The sequence below is a fragment of the Pedobacter cryotolerans genome (assembly GCF_005116475.1).
Taxonomy (GTDB): Bacteria; Bacteroidota; Bacteroidia; order Sphingobacteriales; family Sphingobacteriaceae; genus Pedobacter; species Pedobacter cryotolerans.
This window is the reverse complement of the sequence record NZ_SWBO01000017.1, coordinates 25,328-46,573: the sequence shown is the minus strand read 5'-3', so window position 1 is coordinate 46,573 and position 21,246 is coordinate 25,328. Positions and strand designations below refer to the sequence as shown.

Annotated in this window: 16 protein-coding genes and 1 pseudogene; 4 read left to right on the top strand and 13 right to left on the bottom strand. The window is 34.8% G+C overall.

Going from position 1 to position 21,246, the window contains the following annotated elements; genetic code table 11:
- The 6 genes and pseudogenes from FA045_RS19105 to FA045_RS18040 form a co-directional block, all read right to left on the bottom strand.
- Window positions 1-110: pseudogene (locus tag FA045_RS19105) on the bottom strand (transketolase family protein); the annotation flags it as partial.
- Between the two features lie 206 nt (window positions 111-316).
- Window positions 317-1,162, bottom strand: coding sequence for a transketolase (locus FA045_RS18060; protein ID WP_136878487.1), 846 nt, complete (start codon window positions 1,160-1,162; stop codon window positions 317-319).
- Window positions 1,163-1,369: 207 nt separating this feature from the next.
- Complete coding sequence (gene bcp, locus FA045_RS18055) at window positions 1,370-1,831, bottom strand: thioredoxin-dependent thiol peroxidase (RefSeq protein ID WP_136878486.1); 462 nt, start codon at window positions 1,829-1,831, stop codon at window positions 1,370-1,372.
- 82 nt (window positions 1,832-1,913) lie between these two features.
- On the bottom strand, window positions 1,914-3,668 hold the full coding sequence (locus FA045_RS18050) for a M23 family metallopeptidase (protein ID WP_136878485.1): 1,755 nt from the start codon (window positions 3,666-3,668) through the stop codon (window positions 1,914-1,916).
- 4 nt (window positions 3,669-3,672) lie between these two features.
- Complete coding sequence (locus FA045_RS18045; protein ID WP_136878484.1) at window positions 3,673-4,284, bottom strand: fumarylacetoacetate hydrolase family protein; 612 nt, start codon at window positions 4,282-4,284, stop codon at window positions 3,673-3,675.
- 31 nt (window positions 4,285-4,315) lie between these two features.
- Window positions 4,316-4,771, bottom strand: a complete 456-nt coding sequence (locus FA045_RS18040) for a T9SS type A sorting domain-containing protein (protein ID WP_136878483.1) — start codon at window positions 4,769-4,771, stop codon at window positions 4,316-4,318.
- A 238-nt stretch (window positions 4,772-5,009) separates the two neighbouring features.
- Between FA045_RS18040 and FA045_RS18035 the strand changes: the two genes are divergently transcribed.
- Complete coding sequence (locus FA045_RS18035) at window positions 5,010-6,971, top strand: KUP/HAK/KT family potassium transporter (RefSeq protein WP_136878482.1); 1,962 nt, start codon at window positions 5,010-5,012, stop codon at window positions 6,969-6,971.
- 502 nt (window positions 6,972-7,473) lie between these two features.
- Here FA045_RS18035 and FA045_RS18030 read toward each other — a convergent pair.
- Together FA045_RS18030 and FA045_RS18025 are read right to left on the bottom strand one after the other, a co-directional pair.
- A complete protein-coding gene (locus tag FA045_RS18030; RefSeq protein ID WP_136878481.1) occupies window positions 7,474-8,517 on the bottom strand; it encodes an acyltransferase in 1,044 nt (347 codons plus the stop codon).
- Window positions 8,518-8,604: 87 nt separating this feature from the next.
- Window positions 8,605-8,958, bottom strand: coding sequence for a hypothetical protein (locus tag FA045_RS18025; protein WP_136878480.1), 354 nt, complete (start codon window positions 8,956-8,958; stop codon window positions 8,605-8,607).
- Window positions 8,959-9,195: 237 nt separating this feature from the next.
- On the opposite strand from FA045_RS18025, the gene FA045_RS18020 reads away from it, so the two are divergent.
- On the top strand, window positions 9,196-9,540 hold the full coding sequence (locus FA045_RS18020) for a single-stranded DNA-binding protein (protein ID WP_136878479.1): 345 nt from the start codon (window positions 9,196-9,198) through the stop codon (window positions 9,538-9,540).
- Window positions 9,541-9,865: 325 nt separating this feature from the next.
- Here FA045_RS18020 and FA045_RS18015 read toward each other — a convergent pair whose 3' ends face one another.
- From FA045_RS18015 to FA045_RS18005, 3 genes are all read right to left on the bottom strand, one after another.
- Entirely contained in the window at window positions 9,866-11,911 is a 2,046-nt protein-coding gene (locus tag FA045_RS18015; RefSeq protein ID WP_225871381.1) for a TonB-dependent receptor, read from the bottom strand.
- Window positions 11,912-12,103: 192 nt separating this feature from the next.
- Entirely contained in the window at window positions 12,104-13,417 is a 1,314-nt protein-coding gene (locus tag FA045_RS18010) for a PQQ-dependent sugar dehydrogenase (RefSeq protein WP_136878477.1), read from the bottom strand.
- Between the two features lie 240 nt (window positions 13,418-13,657).
- Entirely contained in the window at window positions 13,658-14,164 is a 507-nt protein-coding gene (locus tag FA045_RS18005) for a GNAT family N-acetyltransferase (protein WP_136878476.1), read from the bottom strand.
- A 675-nt stretch (window positions 14,165-14,839) separates the two neighbouring features.
- Between FA045_RS18005 and FA045_RS18000 the strand changes: the two genes are divergently transcribed.
- Window positions 14,840-17,059, top strand: coding sequence for an NADP-dependent isocitrate dehydrogenase (locus FA045_RS18000; protein ID WP_136878475.1), 2,220 nt, complete (start codon window positions 14,840-14,842; stop codon window positions 17,057-17,059).
- A gap of 493 nt (window positions 17,060-17,552) precedes the next feature.
- Window positions 17,553-17,975, top strand: a complete 423-nt coding sequence (locus tag FA045_RS17995; RefSeq protein ID WP_136878474.1) for a hypothetical protein — start codon at window positions 17,553-17,555, stop codon at window positions 17,973-17,975.
- Window positions 17,976-18,024: 49 nt separating this feature from the next.
- Here the strand turns inward: FA045_RS17995 and FA045_RS17990 are convergent, their stop codons facing one another.
- Together FA045_RS17990 and FA045_RS17985 are read right to left on the bottom strand one after the other, a co-directional pair.
- Window positions 18,025-19,905, bottom strand: a complete 1,881-nt coding sequence (locus FA045_RS17990) for a DNA polymerase III subunit gamma/tau (RefSeq protein WP_136878473.1) — start codon at window positions 19,903-19,905, stop codon at window positions 18,025-18,027.
- Between the two features lie 389 nt (window positions 19,906-20,294).
- Entirely contained in the window at window positions 20,295-21,167 is an 873-nt protein-coding gene (locus FA045_RS17985; RefSeq protein WP_136878472.1) for an AraC family transcriptional regulator, read from the bottom strand.
- Between the last annotated feature and the right edge of the window lie 79 nt (window positions 21,168-21,246).

Sequence of the window (21,246 nt, the reverse complement as noted above, 5' to 3'; positions counted from 1 at the left end):
AAATCGGCACAAAGGGCAACAACGTTTTCATTGCGTTTACCTGCTTCATGCAATCCTGCTCCAAAACCCGAACGTGTATCTTTTTTTTCTGTATATGTGTATTTTTTCACGATGTGTATATTTTAAATTATCTGCGTTCAAGCTTGCTTCGCAGGTTTTCATTTTTGTGAGATATGAGATGTGAGATATGAGATGTGAGATGGGGTTAGAAATTTTCCCTCCTTCATATCTATATGTCAAATCTCTTTTTAACAATATTATAATGAAATTGGAGTTTCAGAAGTCTCAAATCTCATGTCTAGTGTCTCAAATCTAATTAATARTCCCCAGCTGTTTCTTTTAACTGACCCAATGCGGTTTCAAGTTGCYCGTTGCTTGGTGCCGAACCATGCCATTTGTGCGTRCCGACCATAAAATCAACKCCGTAGCCCATTTGGGTGCTCATTAAGTTTAAAATTGGTTTGCCTTTRCCTGTTAAMGATTTTGCATAATGTAAAGCTTTTACAATTTCGGCCATGTCGTTTCCATCAGAGGTAATTACATGCCAGCCAAATGCCTCGAATTTTGCTTGTAAATTTTCTAATGACAATACCTTTTCCGTCGGACCATCAATCTGCTGACCGTTGTAATCTACACTTGCAATCAGGTTATCCACTTTGTGAAAAGGCGCAAACATTAACGCTTCCCAGTTTTGGCCTTCTTGTAATTCTCCATCGCCCATTAAAGCATAAACTAAAGATTTATCTCCGTCCATTCTTTTAGCTAAAGCTGCTCCGATGGCTACTGAAAGTCCCTGACCTAATGAACCAGAGGCGATACGAACACCAGGTAAACCTTCATGCGTTGTTGGGTGACCTTGTAAACGAGAATCTAATTTTCTGAAAGTTTTAAGTTCGCTTACTTCAAAATACCCAGATCTTGCCAACACGCTGTACCAAACTGGAGAGATGTGTCCGTTTGAAAGAAAGAATAGGTCTTCGCCAACACCTTCCATTTTAAAGTCTGGATTGTGGTTTAAAACCTCGAAATATAATGCAGTAAAAAAATCTGCACAGCCCAAAGATGCACCTGGGTGGCCCGATTGTACGGCGTGTACCATTCTCAAACAATCTCTTCGCACCTGTGAGGCGATATCTTCTAACTCGCTAATTGTATGTTTCATTAATGTAATATGTTTTTGTTGATGAAGCAATTATGGTAAAAAAACGTTGCGTCCATCTATTTATAAATTGTAACTGTTTAATAAAGGCAAGGTAATTATAAATAATTAAAGGTATTTCTACTTTTAAGAAAAGTTTTATCTCTTTGCCTAAATTTATTGAATTAACCTTAAAAATTTTGCCAACAATAATACTGATTAGTAAAATTTTTATTTGATTAATGCTAAAACTTGTGCAGTAGGCGCTTTAGTATCAACCTTTGTTAAAATGTGAGCGATATTTCCTTCTTCATCTATAATAAATGTTGTGCGATTGGTACCCATGTATTTTTTGCCATACATGCTTTTTTCACCCCAAACCCCATAAGCTTCTACTATAGATTTATCAGTATCAGCCAACAAAGTAAAAGGTAAATCGTATTTAGTTATAAATTTCTGGTGAGATTTTTCATCATCAATACTTACCCCTAAAACCTCAATTCCTTGAGCTTTTAAATCTTGGTAGTTATCTCTAAAATCACACGCTTCGGCGGTGCAACCAGGTGTGCTATCTTTTGGGTAAAAGTACAATACCACTTTTTTCCCTTTAAACTGGGCTAAAGAAATAGCATTTCCATTTTGGTCTTTTGAAGTAAATTCTGGGGCTTTATCGCCTTGGTTAAGTGTACTCATATTTCTTTTTTATTGAGTTGTTTCATTGTTGGTTTGTAATTTACTAACAATTAGCGATTTAGCAATTCAACAATCTTTTTAATTATCTGTAAAAGTCTATTGCATAACGCTTGGTATTATCTTTCATATCAACCACAATTAACTCTAAACTATGTTTACCTGGTTTGGTTTGCTCATCAAAGTTATGCCATAAACTTGCTGTTTTAGCATCAAATTCCATCAGTACCCATTTACCATCAATATAACCGTTAAAACTTTTTATTCCTGATAAGTTATCGCTAATTCTGAAACTCATCTTACTTAAGCCAGCCATGTTTTTGCCATTGGCGATATTAACTGGTACAATTGTAGGGGCTAGGGTATCTATAGCAATAAAAAAGCTTCCAAAATTACGTGGTTTGGTTTTTACGTAACCATTTTCAAAATATCCACCTTGTGATGAACGATTGGTGTTTACAATTAAAGCTTTATTTCGGTATTTAGCCAAAGTGCTATCAGCTTTAATCCAAATTTCGAAACCTAAATGTAAAGGAGTTAAGTTATTATGTATTTGATGTATGGCAGAAAAGGCGTTGGTTTGAGGTTTTGCTGATTTCTTGTAAACAAAATTTAAATCATTATATAAAGTTCCTTTTGGTAAAATAACTTTTACATCTTCCTTATTATATTCATTAACATTTACATATTGATAAGTAGTGCCATTTGGTAAAGCAGGCGTTGGTATAATTGCTTTTGCATCTGCTTTAACATTAAAAGCTAAAGTACTTTTATTGCCTTTACTATCGGTAATAATGTATTTAACCTGATGTAATTTGTCGTCTGTAAAATTAATCCTTCCGCTATTTACCAGGTTACTATAAATCTGTAATGGGTTTCCTGGGTCGACAAAGCTTTTTTGTATGCTCCTTTTTATATTCAGCAAAGCTGGATAATCTACGTGTGAGTTAATGCCCTTGCTATTGGCAAAGCTAAATCTTTCTAAGGCTGAGGTAAAAACTGCTTTTCCATCAACTATTAACTCAATAGAATAAACGCCATTTAAACCAGAATTTCCACTATGTTTATCAGTAGCAACTATGCCAAAGCCAACTTCTCCGCTTAGGTTAATTGTTGTTACTTTGTTTAGGCTATAATTTCCATTACCGCCAGCAACCTGAAAATATTGTTTTGGTGTAAATTCATTAAATGGTTTGCCATTTAGGCGATAAACATACATAGCATAAATAACCGGAGGGATATTGTCGGGGATTTGAATGCCCAATAATTGCGGATTAACAGTTGCTTCTGTTTTTGTATCTCGTAATTCGAAATGCAAATGTGGTCCACCAGAGCTCCCAGTATTGCCAGAATATGCGATAATTTCTCCTTTACGAACAGGTATAAAGTCGGCATTAGGAAATTCATCAATTTCGTAAGATTTTTTTTGGTACTGAATTTTTTTAACCTCTTGTGCAATTTTAGGATTAAACCTAGCCAAGTGACCATAAACAGAGGTATAGCCGTTTGGATGATTGATATATAAAGCCAATCCAAAACCACTATTTTGAACTCTTAATCTCGAAATAAAACCATCAGCAGTTGCGTAAACAGGATAGCCAGTTCGTTGGTTCGTTCTAAAATCTACACCAGAGTGAAAATGGTTTGATCTTAATTCACCAAAAGAACCAGCAAGTGCAGGTGGTATGATGTCTAAGGGTTGTCTAAAATCAGTTAAAGGATAATTATTGTTGCTAAAAACTTGCTGTGCATCAGCCTTGATGGCGAAAAAAAGAAAAATAACAGCCCAAAAAGATGGTTTAAACCTAAATAGGTTTTGAGAATTTTTAAAGTATAACATTAATCTATTTAACGCTGAAATTTAGTAATTGTTTGCCCTCTAGCCAAGCTTCTAGCTGATCGCCTTGCTTAACTTGGCCAACTCCTTCTGGTGTACCTGTAAATATTAAATCTCCTTTTTTTAAGGTGATGTATTGAGATACGAAGGAAATAATATTTTCGAAAGAGAATAATAAATTAGCAGTATGGCCTTGTTGACGGCTTTCCTTATTAATTTGTAACTCAAAATTAAGATTATACATGTCTGAAAAATCTGCCTTTGGCAAAAATGAACTTACAGCGGCCGAATGATCAAATGCTTTTGCTAACTCCCAAGGTAAACCCTTTTCTTTGTGTTGCGTTTGAATATCTCTAGCTGTAAAATCAATACCAAGTCCTAGCTCATCATAATAATTGCTGGCAAATTTTTCAGCAATATGCTTTCCTTCTTTGCAAATTTTTAAAACTACTTCTAATTCGTAATGTATATCTGAAGAGAAATCAGGAATGTAAAAGGGTTTATTGTCTTTTAAAACGGCAGTATCAGGTTTTAAAAATATAATAGGTTTTGTAGGAACAGCATTGTTCAATTCTTTAGCATGCGCAGCATAGTTGCGTCCAATAGCAATAATCTTCATAAAACAAAAATAGGAAAAGAAAATTTGGAAATTATAAAACAGAAATCCTTTTTACTACAGGCTCGCCGCCAGCCACAATTTTTAAAAAGTAGATGCCAGTATTTAATCTGTTTGGAATGGTGTAAGTTTTGGTTTGTTCGCCAGCTGGCGAGCGCTCATTTGCTAAGGTTACAACATCATTACCAAGCATATCAGTAATTTTAACCACAAAAGTTGTTTCTCTTTCTAGTTTTAAACTAATATTAATCTGTTCGCTAACAGGATTAGGATAAACTTTTAAAACGGTAATAACTTTACCAGATTTTAGGGGAGTGTTTAGTGTAGTTTGATTGCTTATTGAACCTAAACCTATATTGCCAACTTTATATGGCGTAATGTTAGCTTTAATTTGTGGTACCCTGCTAACTACTTTAGGTTTTGGTTTGTAAGAAATTTTAGCAGTATCTACTTTTTGAGCAAAAACGCTAGAACCCATCAAAACAACCATGCAAATTATGCATAGTAAACTCCATGAGAACGCTATTTTTGGCTTTAAATTCATCTTAACTGCTAGCAAAAATATAAATAATTAAATAAAGAAATTAAACAATTTGTTGTTTAAAGTATTATTTAACACTATTTAACACCCAAGATTTTTACTGTATTTTTTGCTTCAGATCTATCAAAAATAATAATCTGCTTAATATTAATTATTTAATTAATTTTGCATCCAAAATTTTATAGCTGTGTCAAATCATAAAAACGTTAATGCGCTTACGGCGGGTGGTGTTCTTGTAAGTTTAGGTATTGTTTTTGGAGATATTGGAACTTCGCCTTTATATACCTTAAAAGCAATTTTTAAATCGGTTTTTAATACGGGCCAAGCAATTAACCCAGATTTAGTTTTGGGTGCTTTGTCTTGTATAATTTGGACATTGACCCTGCAAACTACCATAAAGTATGTGATTATAACTTTAAGAGCTGATAATAAAGGCGAAGGTGGTATTTTTTCCCTTTATTCTTTAGTTCGTAAAAAGGCAAAATGGTTAGTGATACCAGCCATTATTGGGGGTGCTGCTCTGCTTGCCGATGGTATGATAACACCGAGTATAACCGTTACATCAGCAATTGAGGGTTTAAAGTTAAAATTTCCACAAGTTCCAGTTTTACCTATTGTAATCAGCATTATTACGTTATTGTTTGTAATACAGCAATTTGGTACAAACTTAGTTGGTAAACTATTTGGCCCGATTATGTTTGTTTGGTTTGCGGTACTAGGGGTAACAGGCGTAATGCATATTTCTGATGATCTTTCTGTTTTAAAGTCATTAAACCCTTATTATGCGATTAGTTTATTAATTAACAACCCGAGTGCTTTATTAATTTTAGGTGGTGTGTTTTTATGTACAACAGGTGCCGAGGCTTTATATAGCGATTTAGGTCATTGCGGTAAGCAAAATATTCGCATCAGTTGGATATTTGTAAAAGCAATGCTTATTTTCAATTATATGGGTCAAGGAGCATGGGTTTTAAGTAATCCCAGCTATAATCCAAATAATCCCTTAGATAACCCATTTTTTAAATTAGTGCCCGAAAGCATGGTGATTTATTTGGTTATTTTGGCTACAACAGCTGCAGTAATTGCATCGCAAGCCATGATATCTGGTTCATTTACCCTAATTTCTGAAGCAGTTAGATTAAACCTTTGGCCAAAAGTGCGTATCAATTATCCTAGTGTACAAAAAGGACAATTATATGTCCCATCTATCAACTGGTTGTTGTGTATAGGCTGTATTTTAATTGTGCTTTATTTTAGAGAATCTGATAAAATGGAGGGTGCATACGGCTTGGCAATTAACCTTACGTTTTTAATGACTACCGTTTTGATAGCCGTTTACATGATTAGGAAAAAATTTCCTAAATACATTATTGTAATCTTTGTTGTGGTTTATACCGCAATAGAACTTACCTTTTTAATAGGTAACATGGCTAAGTTTTTACATGGCGGATGGGTTACATTATTGTTAAGCTGCGCTTTATTAAGCGTAATGTGGACCTGGTATAACTCTCGAAAAATTAAAAATCGCTTTGTAAAATATGTAGAAATTGAAGATTATTATGAGATTTTAAAAGAGCTAAGTAATGATGAAAGTGTTCCTAAATTTTCGTCTCAATTGGTTTATTTAACAAGCGCTAACTTTAAAACTGAAATAGAATCTAAAATTATTTATTCTATTATACAAAAAGAACCTAAACGTGCCGATGTGTACTGGCTGGTACATGTTGATGTAATGGATGAGCCTTACACCATGGATTATAAAGTAGAGTTTTTAATTCCTGGTAAATTGATCCGTATCGATTTTAAACTCGGTTTTAGAATTGAGCAAAGAGTTAATTTATTGTATCGTAAAGTGGTTGAAGAGTTGGTTAAAAATGGTGAAGTTGACATTACAAGCCAATACAAATCTTTAAATAAACATAAAATTACGGGCGATTTTCGCTTTGTGTTGTTAGAAAAACATTTATCTAAGTTTACAAATTTGAGCTTTTATGAGCGCACCATAATGGATTATTATTTTGTGCTTAAGCGCATTAGTTTATCTGAGGTGAGCAGTTTTGGCCTCGATTCTAGTTACGTGGATGTAGAGAAAGTACCATTAATTTTCGTTACACCAGACGATATTGAAATGAACCGTTTACCCGTTTAAATATTAAAAACCCAGTTAAAAGCTGGGTTTTTGTTTTATAAATATTTTCTAATTTTTTGAAGATCAATTGTAGTGGTTTTTCGGTTAAAGCAGTCCCGCCACCGCTTCAAGTCCTCGGTTCGTTCCTCACCTTGCGGGCTTTTTCGCTCTGTCGGGTCTAGTTAACTTGGGTATACCTAAGTAATTTAAGCCTAACAGGAACGAACATGCATTGTCATTAAGTTAAGGAGAAAATAAAAAATAATTGTCATCCTGAGCGCCTGCCTGCGGTAGGCAGGTAGTCGAAGGACAAATTGTTTTTTATTTTCGCTCTTCGAGATGTTCTGAAAGGCATCTCGAAGAATTGGATAAAGTGGATTTGAAATCCACTACTATTTTAAGTTCGAGATGCGCTTCGCTTAACATCTAGATTTGCATTAACAGCATAAGACAGGGTCAAATAAAGTGAATGGCAGAACTTTCGGAACAGATGAAATGCAACACCTTCGCTTTACAAATAGTATTACCCAACTATTTTTTTTAAGCCAATTTTTTGTAAGCAAAATATAAATAAACTTGAAATAGCTAAACATAATAAAGTGGTCAGCAGAATGCCAATTGCTGGGCCGAAAACAGCACCATTTACGCCAAATTTGTTTAGCCAATACAACACTAAAATATGAATAAAATAAATGCCAAAACTTTGTTTATTGATAAATTTAAACACATTTTTTAAAGTAGGATTAGATAGTTTAGTGTGTTTAAACCATATAAATAAACCAATTGCCGCAAGTATTACATTTGGAGAAAAATAAGTGTATAAATCTATCCGCATGCGACTGCTATTTACGGATAATAAATAAGTGCCCATAAAAGTTATCGCTACGCCAAGTGCAAAAATTAAAATAGATTTTAATTGAATGTGTTTAACATGATTAAAATTGCGGATTGATAAATAATATCCCAAAACAGCATATCCAATAAATCCGCCAAAATATTTTAAATTAAAGTAGGGGATGTATTTAGCTAATAACGGGTGTGTAAGTGTTATAGCAACAAACCATAAAATTAAAAAGTAAATAATTTCTTTGTGTTTTGCGTTTTTTATCCATCTACCAACAATTGGGATTAATAAATAGATGATGATAATCATGTAGATATACCAAAAATGATAAGTTGTTTTATTGCCATTAGCAGATTCTGAAATGGTTAGCATCTTTACAAATGGAAGGTCAAATCCATCTTTTAACAATAATAATATGTGTAATGAATAAACGGTGATCCAAAACAGAAATGGGTAAATTATTTTGGCAACGCGTTTTTTTAAATAATCATTCAGTTTAAAGTTTTTTGGAAGCAATAAAGCACCAGTAATCATCACAAAAATCGGAACGCAGAACCTAACAAGGCTATCGAAAAAATTAGCTGTAAGCCAATTAACACCAGAAAATTTTGTGAATTTGTAAAGAAGGGGAGCGGTTACATGTAGTAAAATAACGCTAATTGTAGCGATAACTCTTAAACTATTTAACCACGATGTATCTTCTGAAGCTTTAGAATTGACCATTATTTAAGGCAAAGGTAGATTTTATAATAAATGGTTAAAGAATTTTATTCGATTTGAGGTTTTATAAATGGTTTTAATCGGCTTAACTCATTTCTCTTCCCTCTTTACCAATAAAACTTCATCATTTTCTAGCGGAAGATAACCTTGCTCATAACAGAAATAATAAACCTGACCTTTTTGAGTAGCGTAAGTGTGGGTATGATAAGTGAAATCGAAACCTTTTCTTAACAAAGTTTCACGTTTCAATTTAATTTTACCTTCTGGATTTTTATTACGTAGAATATCTCTGTTCTTCTTCAGAATTCGATTTACCTCATTCAGATAGCTATTATCTTCAGTACGTATTCTATTGTTATAATTTGTGCGACATTGGTCATCACAAAACTTCTTATCGGCCCTGCCATTTAAAACAGCATGGCAGTCTAAACATAAACGTTCCATAAAAATTGGTTTAGCTAGGGCTGATGATTAAATCTACAAAATTATTTACCCAATTTAAAAAAAATAAAATCTTTGAAATTTTGCTTTTTAAGGCATATTATCCGTGTATAAACGTTTATACACGGCTATAAACGTTTAATATCCGACTATTTTTTCTGCCTGTTTGCACCTTTGTTCTGTCGGTAGCAATGGTCGTTACTGTTCGTTAAAAAATAAAGAAACTTAAATTTAAACATCATGGAAAACGTAGTAAACAAAGTAGTATTAAGCGGTTGTGCAGGTAGCGATGCCGAAATTAGAGTAGTGGGTGGTAATAGTAAATTAGCTCGTGTAAATATGGCTGTAAATGAAAGCTATAGGAATAGTACTGGCGAAGAGGTTAAAAAAACGCAGTGGTTTTCGCTTACTTTTTGGGGTGCAAAGGCAGATATAGCAGAGCTGAAAATTAAAAAGGGCACACGTTTTAGCATCGAAGGTAGATTGCAAACCAACAATTACGAAGCTAAAGATGGTACTAAACGTTATACTACAGAAATTGTGGTAGATGAAATCGTAATTAAAGAATTGGTTGTAGCGAATTAGTTTGCTCTTTAAAAATGGAAACAGGTCAAATTAGAATGATCTGTTTCTATTTTACCAACCTCAATTCGATTGTTATCGAGATATTTAGATTTTTTTAGCGCGGATATTTTGGCATCCTGGATTTAAAAATTTATAATTAGATAAATCTGCCGTTCCTTCATGCTGTCCCGTACGTACGGGATCAGCATCTGTTTTACAGTAAAAACTGATTTTTGACGAAGCGGAAAGCTACAAAACGAAATTAATTTGTAGTGACACTTTAACGTAAAACAAATTTAAACTGCCTAATCAAACATTATAATCGAACTCAAGATTTATAATGTTTTTATAAAGTCAAGCCAATATTCGCATAAAAATTCCTTTTCATAGCTGGGTTGAAATAACGATTGGCTGCAGCATTTAAATCATTTCCTAAACTGTAAGTTTGGTTAAGTAAATTGTTAATGCCAAATGAAACGGCTAAAGCTGTTTTACCAATACTTAAATCTCTAATTCCAGTTTTAATATCTACTAAATGATATTTTTGTGCAAAAGCAGTATTAGCATCATTTAATGGAATGCTTGAAGTGTAATTATGTTGGGCGAAAAGAAAAAGTCTCTTGCTGAAATTTAGCTCTAAACTACTTACAACAGTATGTTTTGGCACACCCGTTAAATCATTTCCTGAAAAATCATTTCCGGCATTTTGAAATTGATCGAACTTAAAGCGGCTATAGGTAAAACTATTTCTCATTAATAAACCATTTAAAAAGCGATTTTGCGTTGTTTTGATCAGCCAATAACTGCTCTGCAATTCTGTTCCTAACTGTTTTGTTCCTCCTGCATTAATAAAGAACTCAGTATCATTTTCGTTCAATCTTCTTACAATAGCATCTTGTAGATTAAAGTAGAAAACATTCCCATCTATATTTAATCGCTTGTTTTTAGTTTGATAACGCAAACCCGCTTCGTAATTCCATCCAGCTTCGGCTCGTAAATCATTATTAATGATATTATCTGATGACCTCACTTCTGCTAAAGTAGGAGGGGAATAACCTTTACTTATTGAAGCTCTAAAACTAACGCTCTCATTAAATAAATAGGATGCAGCCAATTTTGGCATCAATCTGGCACTGAAGTTTCTGTTTTTCTCGACAACTGCAACAGGAAAATAACTTTGATAGTTGTAATTAAAGAAGTTTAAACTAGAGGCAAGTTCCACCAAAAGTTTTTTATTTACATCGATATTTAGTTTCAAAAAGCCAAACGTTTGGTTAGCTTTTAAATCATCTGAAGCTATTAAATTAGCGGCGATTCCCTGTGCATTAGTAAAATTGTTAACGTTGGTAGTGGTACTGGAGCTTTCTAAGCCACCTTGTATGTTGTACTTAATATTGTTTTGTAAGGCAGTAAATTCAATAAACGATCTCAATCCAAAAGTATTTTCTTCGCGTTTTTCGTAATTGGTAATAAACGGATTTTTAAAATCTGTATTTGAGTAAAATAAAGCCACTACATGATTAAAATGTTCATTTAGCACATAGTTATTTGATAATCCCGCAAAAAATGTCTTATTGTAAATTGCTGCTTTTTGACCAATGGCACTTGGTAAAGTTGGTGTTGCTGGTCGTGCGGCTTGTGGGTTAGCCGCAAATTGTGCTGCTGTTAAACCACCTGGCGTTTGGTAATCTAAATCGCTATAAAAAATAAAAGCTTTTAATTTGCCTTTTACGCTATAATCCCAAGCTTGCGAAGTTTGGATGTATCTCCTTTTTAATGCACTATTTGCTCTATAACCATCGCTTCGCTGATATCCGCCAGTAAAATTGAAACTGTAATTTTGAAAGTTTTGATTTACACTTGCAATTTGATGAAACAAGCCGTAAGAGCCTGCGGTGGTAGACAAGCTTACTTCATTTTTGTTTTTTAACAAAGAATTAATCAGTACTGCTCCTCCAGTATTTGCACCAAAAATACTTGCCTCGGGTCCTTTGTAAATCTCTAAACTGCTAATGCCTGCCATATCAATAGCGTTCAAATAAGTGTTTCCGCCAGCGTCCGTTAATGGAAAATCATCAATATAAATTTTTACGTTTCTAATCCCAAAAGGCGAACGCAACAGACTACCCCGTAAAGAAAGGCGGTAACTGCCTGGCGAACGTTCTTCCATTCTAACACCAGGAGCAGTATTTACTAAACTAACTAAAGAATTTCTGGGTTGATTTATAATCTGATTGCTATCTAACAAACTAACCGCCCCTAAAGCTCTTAATATAGGTTGCGGATTGTAGTAACCCTTTACATTGATTTCATTGAGTCGTTTTACTGAATCTGTTTGCGCAAACGCAGCCGAATTAATCAAAAATAGGAGGGCAAATAATGGTTTTTTCAAGTTATTTTTTAAAAAAGCCGTCATGTCGAAATAGGAACTTTGGAGCTATCTTTAAGGATGTGTGATACAATTTAGTCACAATTAACAGATTTCTCCTCGTGCCTCGTTCGAAATGACGGATGGTTTGTAAACGTTGAGCTTTTTAAAAAAAATTCCGATAGGTTTTTCGACAAGCTCATGAAGACTGATAAATTATTTCGCGGCAACTCTCCAGATAATTCCGCTAACATCGTCAGCAACTAATAAAGCGCCATCTTGTGCAACTGCAACACCAACAGGTTTACCATAAACTTCTTTTTCGTCTTTAATAAAACCAGTTAAAAAGTCTTCGATTTTACCACTTGGTTTACCATTTTTAAAAGGTACAAAAGCAACTTTGTAACCAACAAATTGTGAGCGGTTCCATGATCCATGCTGCCCAATAAAAGCACCACCTTGATATTTTGAAGGGAATTTTTTAGCAGTATAAAAAGCTAAACCTAATGATGCAGTATGTGCTCCCATTGGTACGTCAGGTACTAAAGCTTTAGCAACTAATTCTGGCGCTTGCCCTTTCAAACGTGGGTCTTCATTTTGTCCGAAATAAGAAAATGGCCAGCCGTAAAAAGCACCCTCTTTCACGCTGGTAATGTAATCTGGCACCAAATCATCACCCAATCCATCACGTTCGTTCACTGCTGTCCATAACATATTTGTGCCTGGTGCCCATGCCATGCCAACAGGGTTGCGCAAACCGCTACCGTAAGTTTTCTCTCCAGTACCATCTGGATTTACTTCTAAAATTGCAGCTCTTCTAATTTCGTTTTCTAAACCTTTTTCTGCAACATTACTGCCCGAACCTACAGAAACATATAGTTTACTTTGATCCGGTTTAACAATCAAGTTTCTAGTCCAATGATTGTTGTAACCTCCAGCAGGCAATGATAAAATCTTTTTACCTTCGCCAGTTATTTCTGTATCTCCAGTTTTGTAAGGATACATCCAAATGCCATCTGTATTGGCTACATAAAATGAATTGCCAATAAATGCTGCGCCAAAAGGCTGATTTAATCCTGATAAGAAAGTAGAAATGATTTCTGGTTTACCATCTTTATTGGCATCTCTAAATAGCATTACGGTGTTTACACTTTTACCCTGTACTTCAGATTTTGCTTTACCGCTAATTTCGTTGGCAATTTGCTCAACCTTAGTACGTTGCGAGTTAGAAAGAACTACAATTATATCGCCATTTGGTGCAACTACAATGTTCCTCGGACTTTTCATGCCTTCGGCAAATTTGGTTACAGTAAATCCCGCAGGTGCGGTTGGCGTTTTACCTTCTGGCCATGGCACAACTTTACTAAAATTGGTTTTACTTGCTTTAGTATCAGCCTCTGGTAAGGCTACCGTAATACCTGCGCCAGTTTTTACAGTTGCTGCAGGTGTAGTTTGGCTATAAGATTTTAATCCGCTACCTAAAAGGATAACAGCGGATGAAAGTGTAATGGAAAGGAATTGATTTTTCATAATCTAATTAATATGTATAATCTAACAGCCAAATGTAGAAGTTGTTTTTCTGATTTTTGCATATTTAAGTGATGTATTGATTTTGTTGCGGATAAGAACAATTCGATTATTTTATCACTTAAGACACCTGAGTTACTTAACGCATGGATTTAGAAATTTTATTAAAAAACAGCACATATAAACCTTTTAAAAAATTAACTTAGGTTTTCTTAGGTTACTTAGGTCGTGGAAATATTGTGATCAATCAAACTTCAATCGCCAACTCAATAAATCTTCCTCGTCAGCTACCTGTACAAAATTGTTTTTAGCTAAAATATGCCAAGATGCTGGATTATCTTTAGCGGTTTGCGCAAAAATTGATTTTACATTGTCTTGCCTTTTTGCCCATTCAATAATGCAAGCAATGGCTTCGGTCATGTAACCTTTGCCTCTGTAATCTTCATAAGTGGCATAACCCAATTCAATTTCGCCATCTTCGGCTGGTTCACCAACAAAACAAATATCGCCAACCATTCTACTTTCTGCTTTTAAAATGATAGCCCACAAAGAAGAAAATAAATGGTTTTTACCAGCATCATCAATGTTTGGCAAAATGGTTTCTGCTAAGGCTTCTTTAATGGATGGTGTAATTTCTTTAATTGTTGGATTTAATTTCAACTCTCTTTCTAATGAACCATCATTTGCTATATATTTAATCAGTTGCTGATGATTTAATGGTTTTAAGATAAGGTTTTGGCTAGAAATCATTGCTATAAATTGCTTGCCAAGATAAACCATTTTAGTTTCTGATTGTTCGTTTTATGCTATAAATTTTTTGAAGAGCAAAACCACTGCTCATCGGTTATAGCAGTCCCGCCATCGCTACAAGTCCTCGGCTCGTTCCTCACCTGCGGGCTTTACGCTTTGTCGGGTCTATGTTACTTAGGTTTGCCTTACTATTATAAATCCACCTCGGCGGACAGGCTCTGACATCAGCGAGCACGTAGTGGTAACCCTTGTGGTTGCTAACGAAATAAAGCGGATGGCAGGACTTTCTTTACCGAAGGATCACTAGTGCTGATTTTCAAAAGAACAAGAGTAGTTTTTACATTAAGAATAAAATAGGTCAGTCTGAGCTTCTCCAAGACCGTTTGTAATCCTTCGACAGGCTCAGGATCAATGTGATTAGGTTAAGCGTTGGCGGGGACGCCAACGTTGGAAACCTCTAACTTTGGCGTCCCCGCCAACGTATTTAAGCCCCTAACTTAATGACATTAGGCTCAGGATGACAGCAAAAATATTCATAATAAAATATACTTTAATGGCTCTAAATCTATAATTAACAATTCAATGTCTTTAAATTCAATCGTTTCTTTTATCTTTAGGCGATTTTAAGGATTGCCATGTTAATTGGTTAATTCTGTTTAAATAAATATATAAATTATGTCGAATACTTCTAAGATTATCTACACCAAAACAGATGAAGCGCCAATGTTGGCAACCTATTCTCTACTTCCAATTGTACAAGCTTTTACAGCTTCGGCAGGCATAGCTGTAGAAACCAGAGATATTTCATTAGCTGGAAGAATTTTAGCAAACTTCCCAGAATATTTAAAAGACGATCAAAAAATTGGTGATGCTTTAGCAGAACTTGGTGCTTTGGCAACCACTCCAGAAGCTAACATCATTAAATTACCAAATATATCTGCTTCAATTCCGCAATTGGTTGATGCCATTACAGAGTTACAAGCACAAGGTTACGCTTTACCAAATTATCCTGATAACGCAAAAACCGATGAAGAAAAAGCCATAAAAGCAAAATATGGTAAAGTTTTAGGTTCTGCGGTTAACCCAGTTTTACGCGAAGGTAACTCAGATCGTAGAGCGCCAAAAGCGGTTAAAAATTACGCAAAAGTAAATCCGCACTCAATGGGAGCTTGGTCTGCAGATTCTAAAACTCGTGTAGCAAGCATGACTGAAGGCGATTTTTATGGTTCAGAAAAATCTGTAACTGTTGAAGAAGCAGCGCAATTTAAAATTGAGTTTGTAGCTGAAGATGGTGCGGTAACTGAATTAAAAGGTTTAGCTAATTTAAAAGCTGGTGAAGTAATTGACAGTTCGGCTTTAAGTTTAAGTGCATTAAAAGCATTTGTTGCAAAAGAAATTGAAGCTACAAGAGCAGAAGGAACTTTATTGTCGGCCCACTTAAAAGCTACGATGATGAAAGTTTCAGATCCGCTTATTTTTGGTGCGATTGTAGAAGTTTATTTTGCAGATGTATTTACAAAATATGCAGATTTATTTAAGGAATTAAACATTGAAACTAGTAATGGTTTAGGCGATGTATATGCGAAAATTGCTGGTCATGCGCAACAAGCAGAAGTAGAGGCAGCATTAGCAGCAGCTATTGCAAATGGCCCAGCTTTGGCAATGGTAAACTCTGATAAAGGAATAACCAACCTACATGTGCCAAGTGATGTGATTGTTGATGCTTCGATGCCTGCAATGATCCGTACATCTGGACAAATGTGGAACGCAGCAGGCAAACCACAAGATACAACTGCTTTAATACCAGATCGTTGTTATGCTGGTGTTTACACTGCAACAATTGATGATTGTAAAACAAACGGTGCTTTTGATGTGACCACAATGGGTTCTGTACCTAATGTTGGTTTGATGGCACAAAAAGCAGAAGAGTATGGTTCACACGATAAAACTTTTCAAGCAAAAGCAAATGGAACTATTCGCGTAACTGATGCTGAGGGTAATGTTTTCTTTGATCAGCAAGTACAAACAGGCGATATTTTCCGTATGTGCCAAACCAAAGATGCTCCTATACAAGATTGGGTTAAATTAGCAGTAAATAGAGCTCGTTTATCTGAAACTCCAGCTATTTTTTGGTTAGATGAAAACAGAGCACACGATAGTCAAATTATTGCAAAAGTGAAAAAATACCTAGCTGATCATGATACCAATGGATTAGATATTCAAATTCTTGCTCCGGTAGAAGCTACAAAATATACTTTAGAAAGAATTAGAAAAGGTCAGGATACGATTTCGGTAACAGGTAACGTATTAAGAGATTATTTAACAGATTTATTCCCGATTTTAGAATTGGGTACTTCTGCAAAAATGTTATCTATTGTGCCTTTAATGAACGGTGGTGGTTTATTCGAAACAGGTGCTGGTGGTTCTGCTCCAAAACACATTGAGCAATTTATTGAAGAAGGTTATTTACGTTGGGATTCATTAGGCGAATTTTTAGCCTTGCAAGCTTCTTTAGAGCATTTGGCGCAAACACAAAACAATCCTAAAGCGCAAGTTTTAGCTGATGCATTGGATGAAGCAAATGCTTTGTTCTTGGCAAATGATAAATCGCCAGGTAGAAAATTAGGTACCACTGATAACCGTGGATCTCATTTTTATTTGGCTTTGTATTGGGCACAAGAATTGGCAAACCAAACCAAAGATGCAGAATTGCAAGCAAGATTTGCTCCGTTGGCAAAAGCATTAGCTGAAAACGAAACTAAAATTGCTGAAGAGTTAATCGCATCACAAGGTAAAGTACAAGAAATTGGTGGTTACTATCATCCGAATGATGAGTTGGCATTTAAAGCAATGCGCCCAAGTGAAACTTTGAATAATACTTTAGCAAGTTTGTAAATGGTTAACTGCAAAGAGGCGAAGATCTCAAAGGTTAATTCATAGTTTTTGCTTATAAATTCCTTGGTTGGCGTCCTCGCCAACCTTTTATAAATAATTAGTCGTAGCGTCTGGCTACGACTTTTTAAGGCCTTGGTTGGTGTCCTCACCAACCACGCATAATTACTAGTCGTAGCGTCTCGCTACGACTTTTTTGTTTTAAACATTAATACTTTTGTTATTCCGAGGAACAGCTTGTCCCGACTTTTCGGGAAGGAATCTCTATTTTGCTGGTTGTTTCAACAATTCATTTTATAAAATCATTAGCCTGAGAAGCCATCACTTTTTTATTTTTAACCATAGATCTACACAAATTAACACAGGTTTTATTAATTCGAAAATCTGTGTTCATCCTCTTTCATCTGTGGTTAATTTTCTATCCACCTATATGCTAAAAAAATCTCAAACAAATAGAATATCCACTTCGTTATGTTTATACTAAAACATTGAAATTATGAACACAGATAATAGCAACCAACCTAAACCAGCTAACGATAAATTACATTCTAGTGATTTAGGTGAAACTAAAGATTTTAACGATTTATCTTTTGATAAAGATAAACAGAGTTACGAGTTTGATGTAAAAGGAGAAGATAAGGATTACGATCACCCAATGCCTTACGAAACTGTACCAACTGGAGCAGTAGATGATAATTCTACATTCGATGAAGCTAATCCGTATGTAGGCGATGAATATGCTAGAGACGAAGAAAAAGTAAATGATAAATTAGATGAATTAGGAATGCACATCGATACCAAAGGCGAAAGTGTATTATTAGATCCCGAAGATGAAATTTTAGCTAGAACAGAAGAAGATTTTAGAGATGATTTAGACGAAGAAGGTTATCCTAAAAACGATGCACCTGTTAACAGTTAACGGTTTTCAGTTTACTGTGGATAATTGAGAATTGAAAACTGGGAACTGATTAAGGATTAATATCAAGATTAAACCTTTTTCTCAACTCCTCCAATTGCGGATTTTTATCAACCAAGTGAGTATACTTATCTTTGTTGGTGTAAATCCGCTTTTTTGTGTTATTTTCTGCCCTTTTGGTAGTTAGCTGAATATCGAAATTCTTCAAACTACTTCTTAAAAAATTAAGCAAATCTACTTTCTCGCTTTGCAATGTACTTTCTAAGGCAGAATTTTCTACCAATACCGTAATGTTGGTTCCTTCAATAATCGGGTCGTTGTTCATTAAGGTATACAAATGAATTTTATGCTCATCATTTGCTTTTTTGGTATAAACTTTCCAAAGTTCTAAAAACTGTTCGGGTGTAAATGGTTGTTTTTCGTTTCCAGAAATTAATTGGGGTTCTTTTTCTTCCTCGCCAGTGGCAATACGCTCTAAATCTGTTAAAGATGGAATTAAAGAAGCTGTATTTTTAGCGTTAGGTGGTTGAATTTTAATAGAACCAATACTTGGTAAGCTTCCAATTGGTTTTTGTACAGGCTCTAGTGCTTTGGTTGGCGGCGGAATGTTAATGTGATCTGGTAAAGACTGAATTGATGGCTGAGATTTTGGTGTTAGATCTTCGCCACTTCCCGAATTTCCGACTTTCACTTCGCTTTGCACTTCAACTTCCTTACTTTCCAACTTCCCAACTTCCTGAACTTCGGTCTTCGCAACTTCTTGGCTTCCCGATTTAATTAAAGTTTTTTTTTTATCCTGATCTAAATCAGTTGCTGTAGGTTGGTTTGCAAGTTGTATTACCGAATTAACATGGCACATTTTAATGAGCGATAGCTCTACCTGCAACCGTTGATTTTTGCTGTTTTTGTAAACCAAATCGCACTGGTTTGCCAAATTTAAGGCAGTTAAAATAAAGCCTAAATCTGCAACTTTACTTTGTGTTAAATATTTCTGTTTAATATTTTCACTAACTTCTAAAAGCTGTACGGTCTGCGCATCTTTAGCTACTAACAAGTTTCTAAAGTGACTAGCTAAACCGTTAATAAAGTTATTACCATCAAAACCATTATTTAAAATTTCGTTAAACAAAAGCAAAGCCTCGCTCACATCGCCATTGCTTAAATAATCGGTTAGTTTAAAATAATAGTCGTAATCTAAAATATTCAGATTGTCTATTACAGATTTGTAAGTTAAATTTTTATTGGTATAACTTACAATCTGATCAAACATCGAAAGTGCATCACGCAAACCACCATCAGCTTTTTGCGCAATAATGTGTAAACCATCAGCTTCAATAGCAATATTTTCGCGTATCGCAATCTTATTTAAATGCCCTGCAATATCCTCAACCTGTATCCTGTTAAAATCAAAAATCTGACAACGAGATAAAATAGTTGGTAAAATTTTGTGTTTTTCGGTAGTTGCTAAAATAAATATCGCATAACTAGGCGGTTCTTCTAAGGTTTTCAAAAATGCATTAAATGCACTTTGCGAAAGCATGTGAACCTCATCAATGATATAAATTTTGTACTTGCCAGCTTGTGGCGGTATACGAACCTGCTCAATTAAACTCCTAATATCATCAACAGAGTTATTAGAAGCCGCATCCAATTCGTGGAAATTGAAAGAATTACCGCTTTGAAAAGAAATACAGCTTTCGCAAGTTCCGCAAGCCTCTTGTTCAGTAGTTAAATTGGTGCAGTTAATGGTTTTGGCCAAAATACGGGCACAAGTGGTTTTGCCCACACCTCTCGGGCCGCAAAACAAAAATGCCTGAGCTAATTGGTTGTTTTTAATGGCATTTTGTAAAGTTCCCGTAATATGCTGCTGGCCAACTACGGTTTCAAACGTAGCCGGACGATATTTACGTGCCGAAACAATAAAATTTTCCATTGGGACGAAAATAGGAATTTTTGTTGAGGTTGAAATGTTGAAATGTTGGAATGTTGAAAAGTTGCGTTTCAGCAATAATTATTTGAAGACTATTTTTTGTGAAACGAAAGCAAGTAGTTATTTTCAAATTCTAGCCCTGCTGTCCGTTTCAATCTTTTTTAATTTATCCTTCGACAAGCTCAGGATGACAATCAAAAAAGGATTTCCTCTGCCATCAGGTTTATAAATAGAGGCTTGTGCTAATAACTTATGTTGCAACGTTAAAGAGCACTGAGGGGAAATTGTTGCCAAGAACTACTTACTTTGTAATATAAACCCGACAAATGGCGGGGCTAAAATGGAAATGAAATACTGACATTGTTTTTCAGATATATTTAGAGATGAGGAAATTACTTAATCATCGATTTTAACTCCTTACGATATTGCAATGCGCTTTTGCCGGTAAATTCCTTAAACAATTTATTGAAATGACTAAAGTTATGAAAGCCGCTTTCGTAACTCACATTAGCAATGCTAATCGGTTTTTCTGCCAGTAATTTCGATGCATGAACTATTCTGTATTCATTAACAAATTTGGTAAAAGTTTTTTTAGTCATCTTTTTAAAGTACCTACAAAATGAAGGGACGGTCATACTTGCTCGCTCGGCAATATCTTCTAAACTAATTTCTTCTAAAAAATGATCTTTCACGTAATTAAAAACCATGTTAATTCTGTCGTTATCTTGAACCTGCATTTCTAAAGAAAAATGCTGTGCATTTAATAAGGTGTAATCGGAGGCTTGCTCTAATTCTTTTAAAACAGTTAGTAGAGCCAATAATTTTTCGAACGACCATAAATTGCTCATCTTTTCTAAAATCGGTCCAACCAGTTTTATGGTGTCTTTGCCAAAGGCGATACCATATTTTGCTTTTTCGAATAAATTGGCAATCCCTTTAGTTTCTTTTAAGGTTAAAAAATCTGTTCCTAAAAATTCGGGAAGCATTTGGATCACCACTTCATTTTTATTACCTGTAGTTTCGCTGGTAAAACCACAATGGGGTAAATTACTGCCAATTAAAATCAGATCACCATCGGAGTAATAAGAAATATGACTGCCGATTTGCCTTTTACCCGAGCCTCCATTTACAAATACCATCTCAATTTCTGGATGATAATGCCATAAGTGCGCCTTATTATTGGTATTTACATTAAATTTCGAATAAGAAAATGAACTCCCAAACGAAGGTTCTACAATTTCAAAACTTGGCTTTAATGTTTTCATAATTACTCAAAATTACCATAAAAAATATGTTCTATTGTTAAGTTTATGTAACTAAAGTTGTTTGTGGGGTAATTTTGCA

What these genes read in the sequence shown, in the direction of transcription:
- FA045_RS18030 (WP_136878481.1), bottom strand. Translation starts at nt 8,517, where the DNA reads ATGGTCAATTCTAAAGCTTCAGAAGATACATCGTGGTTAAATAGTTTA.
- bcp (WP_136878486.1), bottom strand. Translation starts at nt 1,831, where the DNA reads ATGAGTACACTTAACCAAGGCGATAAAGCCCCAGAATTTACTTCAAAA.
- FA045_RS17995 (WP_136878474.1), top strand. Translation starts at nt 17,553, where the DNA reads ATGAACACAGATAATAGCAACCAACCTAAACCAGCTAACGATAAATTA.
- FA045_RS18045 (WP_136878484.1), bottom strand. Translation starts at nt 4,284, where the DNA reads ATGAAGATTATTGCTATTGGACGCAACTATGCTGCGCATGCTAAAGAA.
- FA045_RS18000 (WP_136878475.1), top strand. Translation starts at nt 14,840, where the DNA reads ATGTCGAATACTTCTAAGATTATCTACACCAAAACAGATGAAGCGCCA.
- FA045_RS18040 (WP_136878483.1), bottom strand. Translation starts at nt 4,771, where the DNA reads ATGGTTGTTTTGATGGGTTCTAGCGTTTTTGCTCAAAAAGTAGATACT.
- FA045_RS17990 (WP_136878473.1), bottom strand. Translation starts at nt 19,905, where the DNA reads ATGGAAAATTTTATTGTTTCGGCACGTAAATATCGTCCGGCTACGTTT.
- FA045_RS18050 (WP_136878485.1), bottom strand. Translation starts at nt 3,668, where the DNA reads ATGTTATACTTTAAAAATTCTCAAAACCTATTTAGGTTTAAACCATCT.
- FA045_RS18020 (WP_136878479.1), top strand. Translation starts at nt 9,196, where the DNA reads ATGGAAAACGTAGTAAACAAAGTAGTATTAAGCGGTTGTGCAGGTAGC.
- FA045_RS18010 (WP_136878477.1), bottom strand. Translation starts at nt 13,417, where the DNA reads ATGAAAAATCAATTCCTTTCCATTACACTTTCATCCGCTGTTATCCTT.
- FA045_RS18005 (WP_136878476.1), bottom strand. Translation starts at nt 14,164, where the DNA reads ATGATTTCTAGCCAAAACCTTATCTTAAAACCATTAAATCATCAGCAA.
- FA045_RS18025 (WP_136878480.1), bottom strand. Translation starts at nt 8,958, where the DNA reads ATGGAACGTTTATGTTTAGACTGCCATGCTGTTTTAAATGGCAGGGCC.
- FA045_RS17985 (WP_136878472.1), bottom strand. Translation starts at nt 21,167, where the DNA reads ATGAAAACATTAAAGCCAAGTTTTGAAATTGTAGAACCTTCGTTTGGG.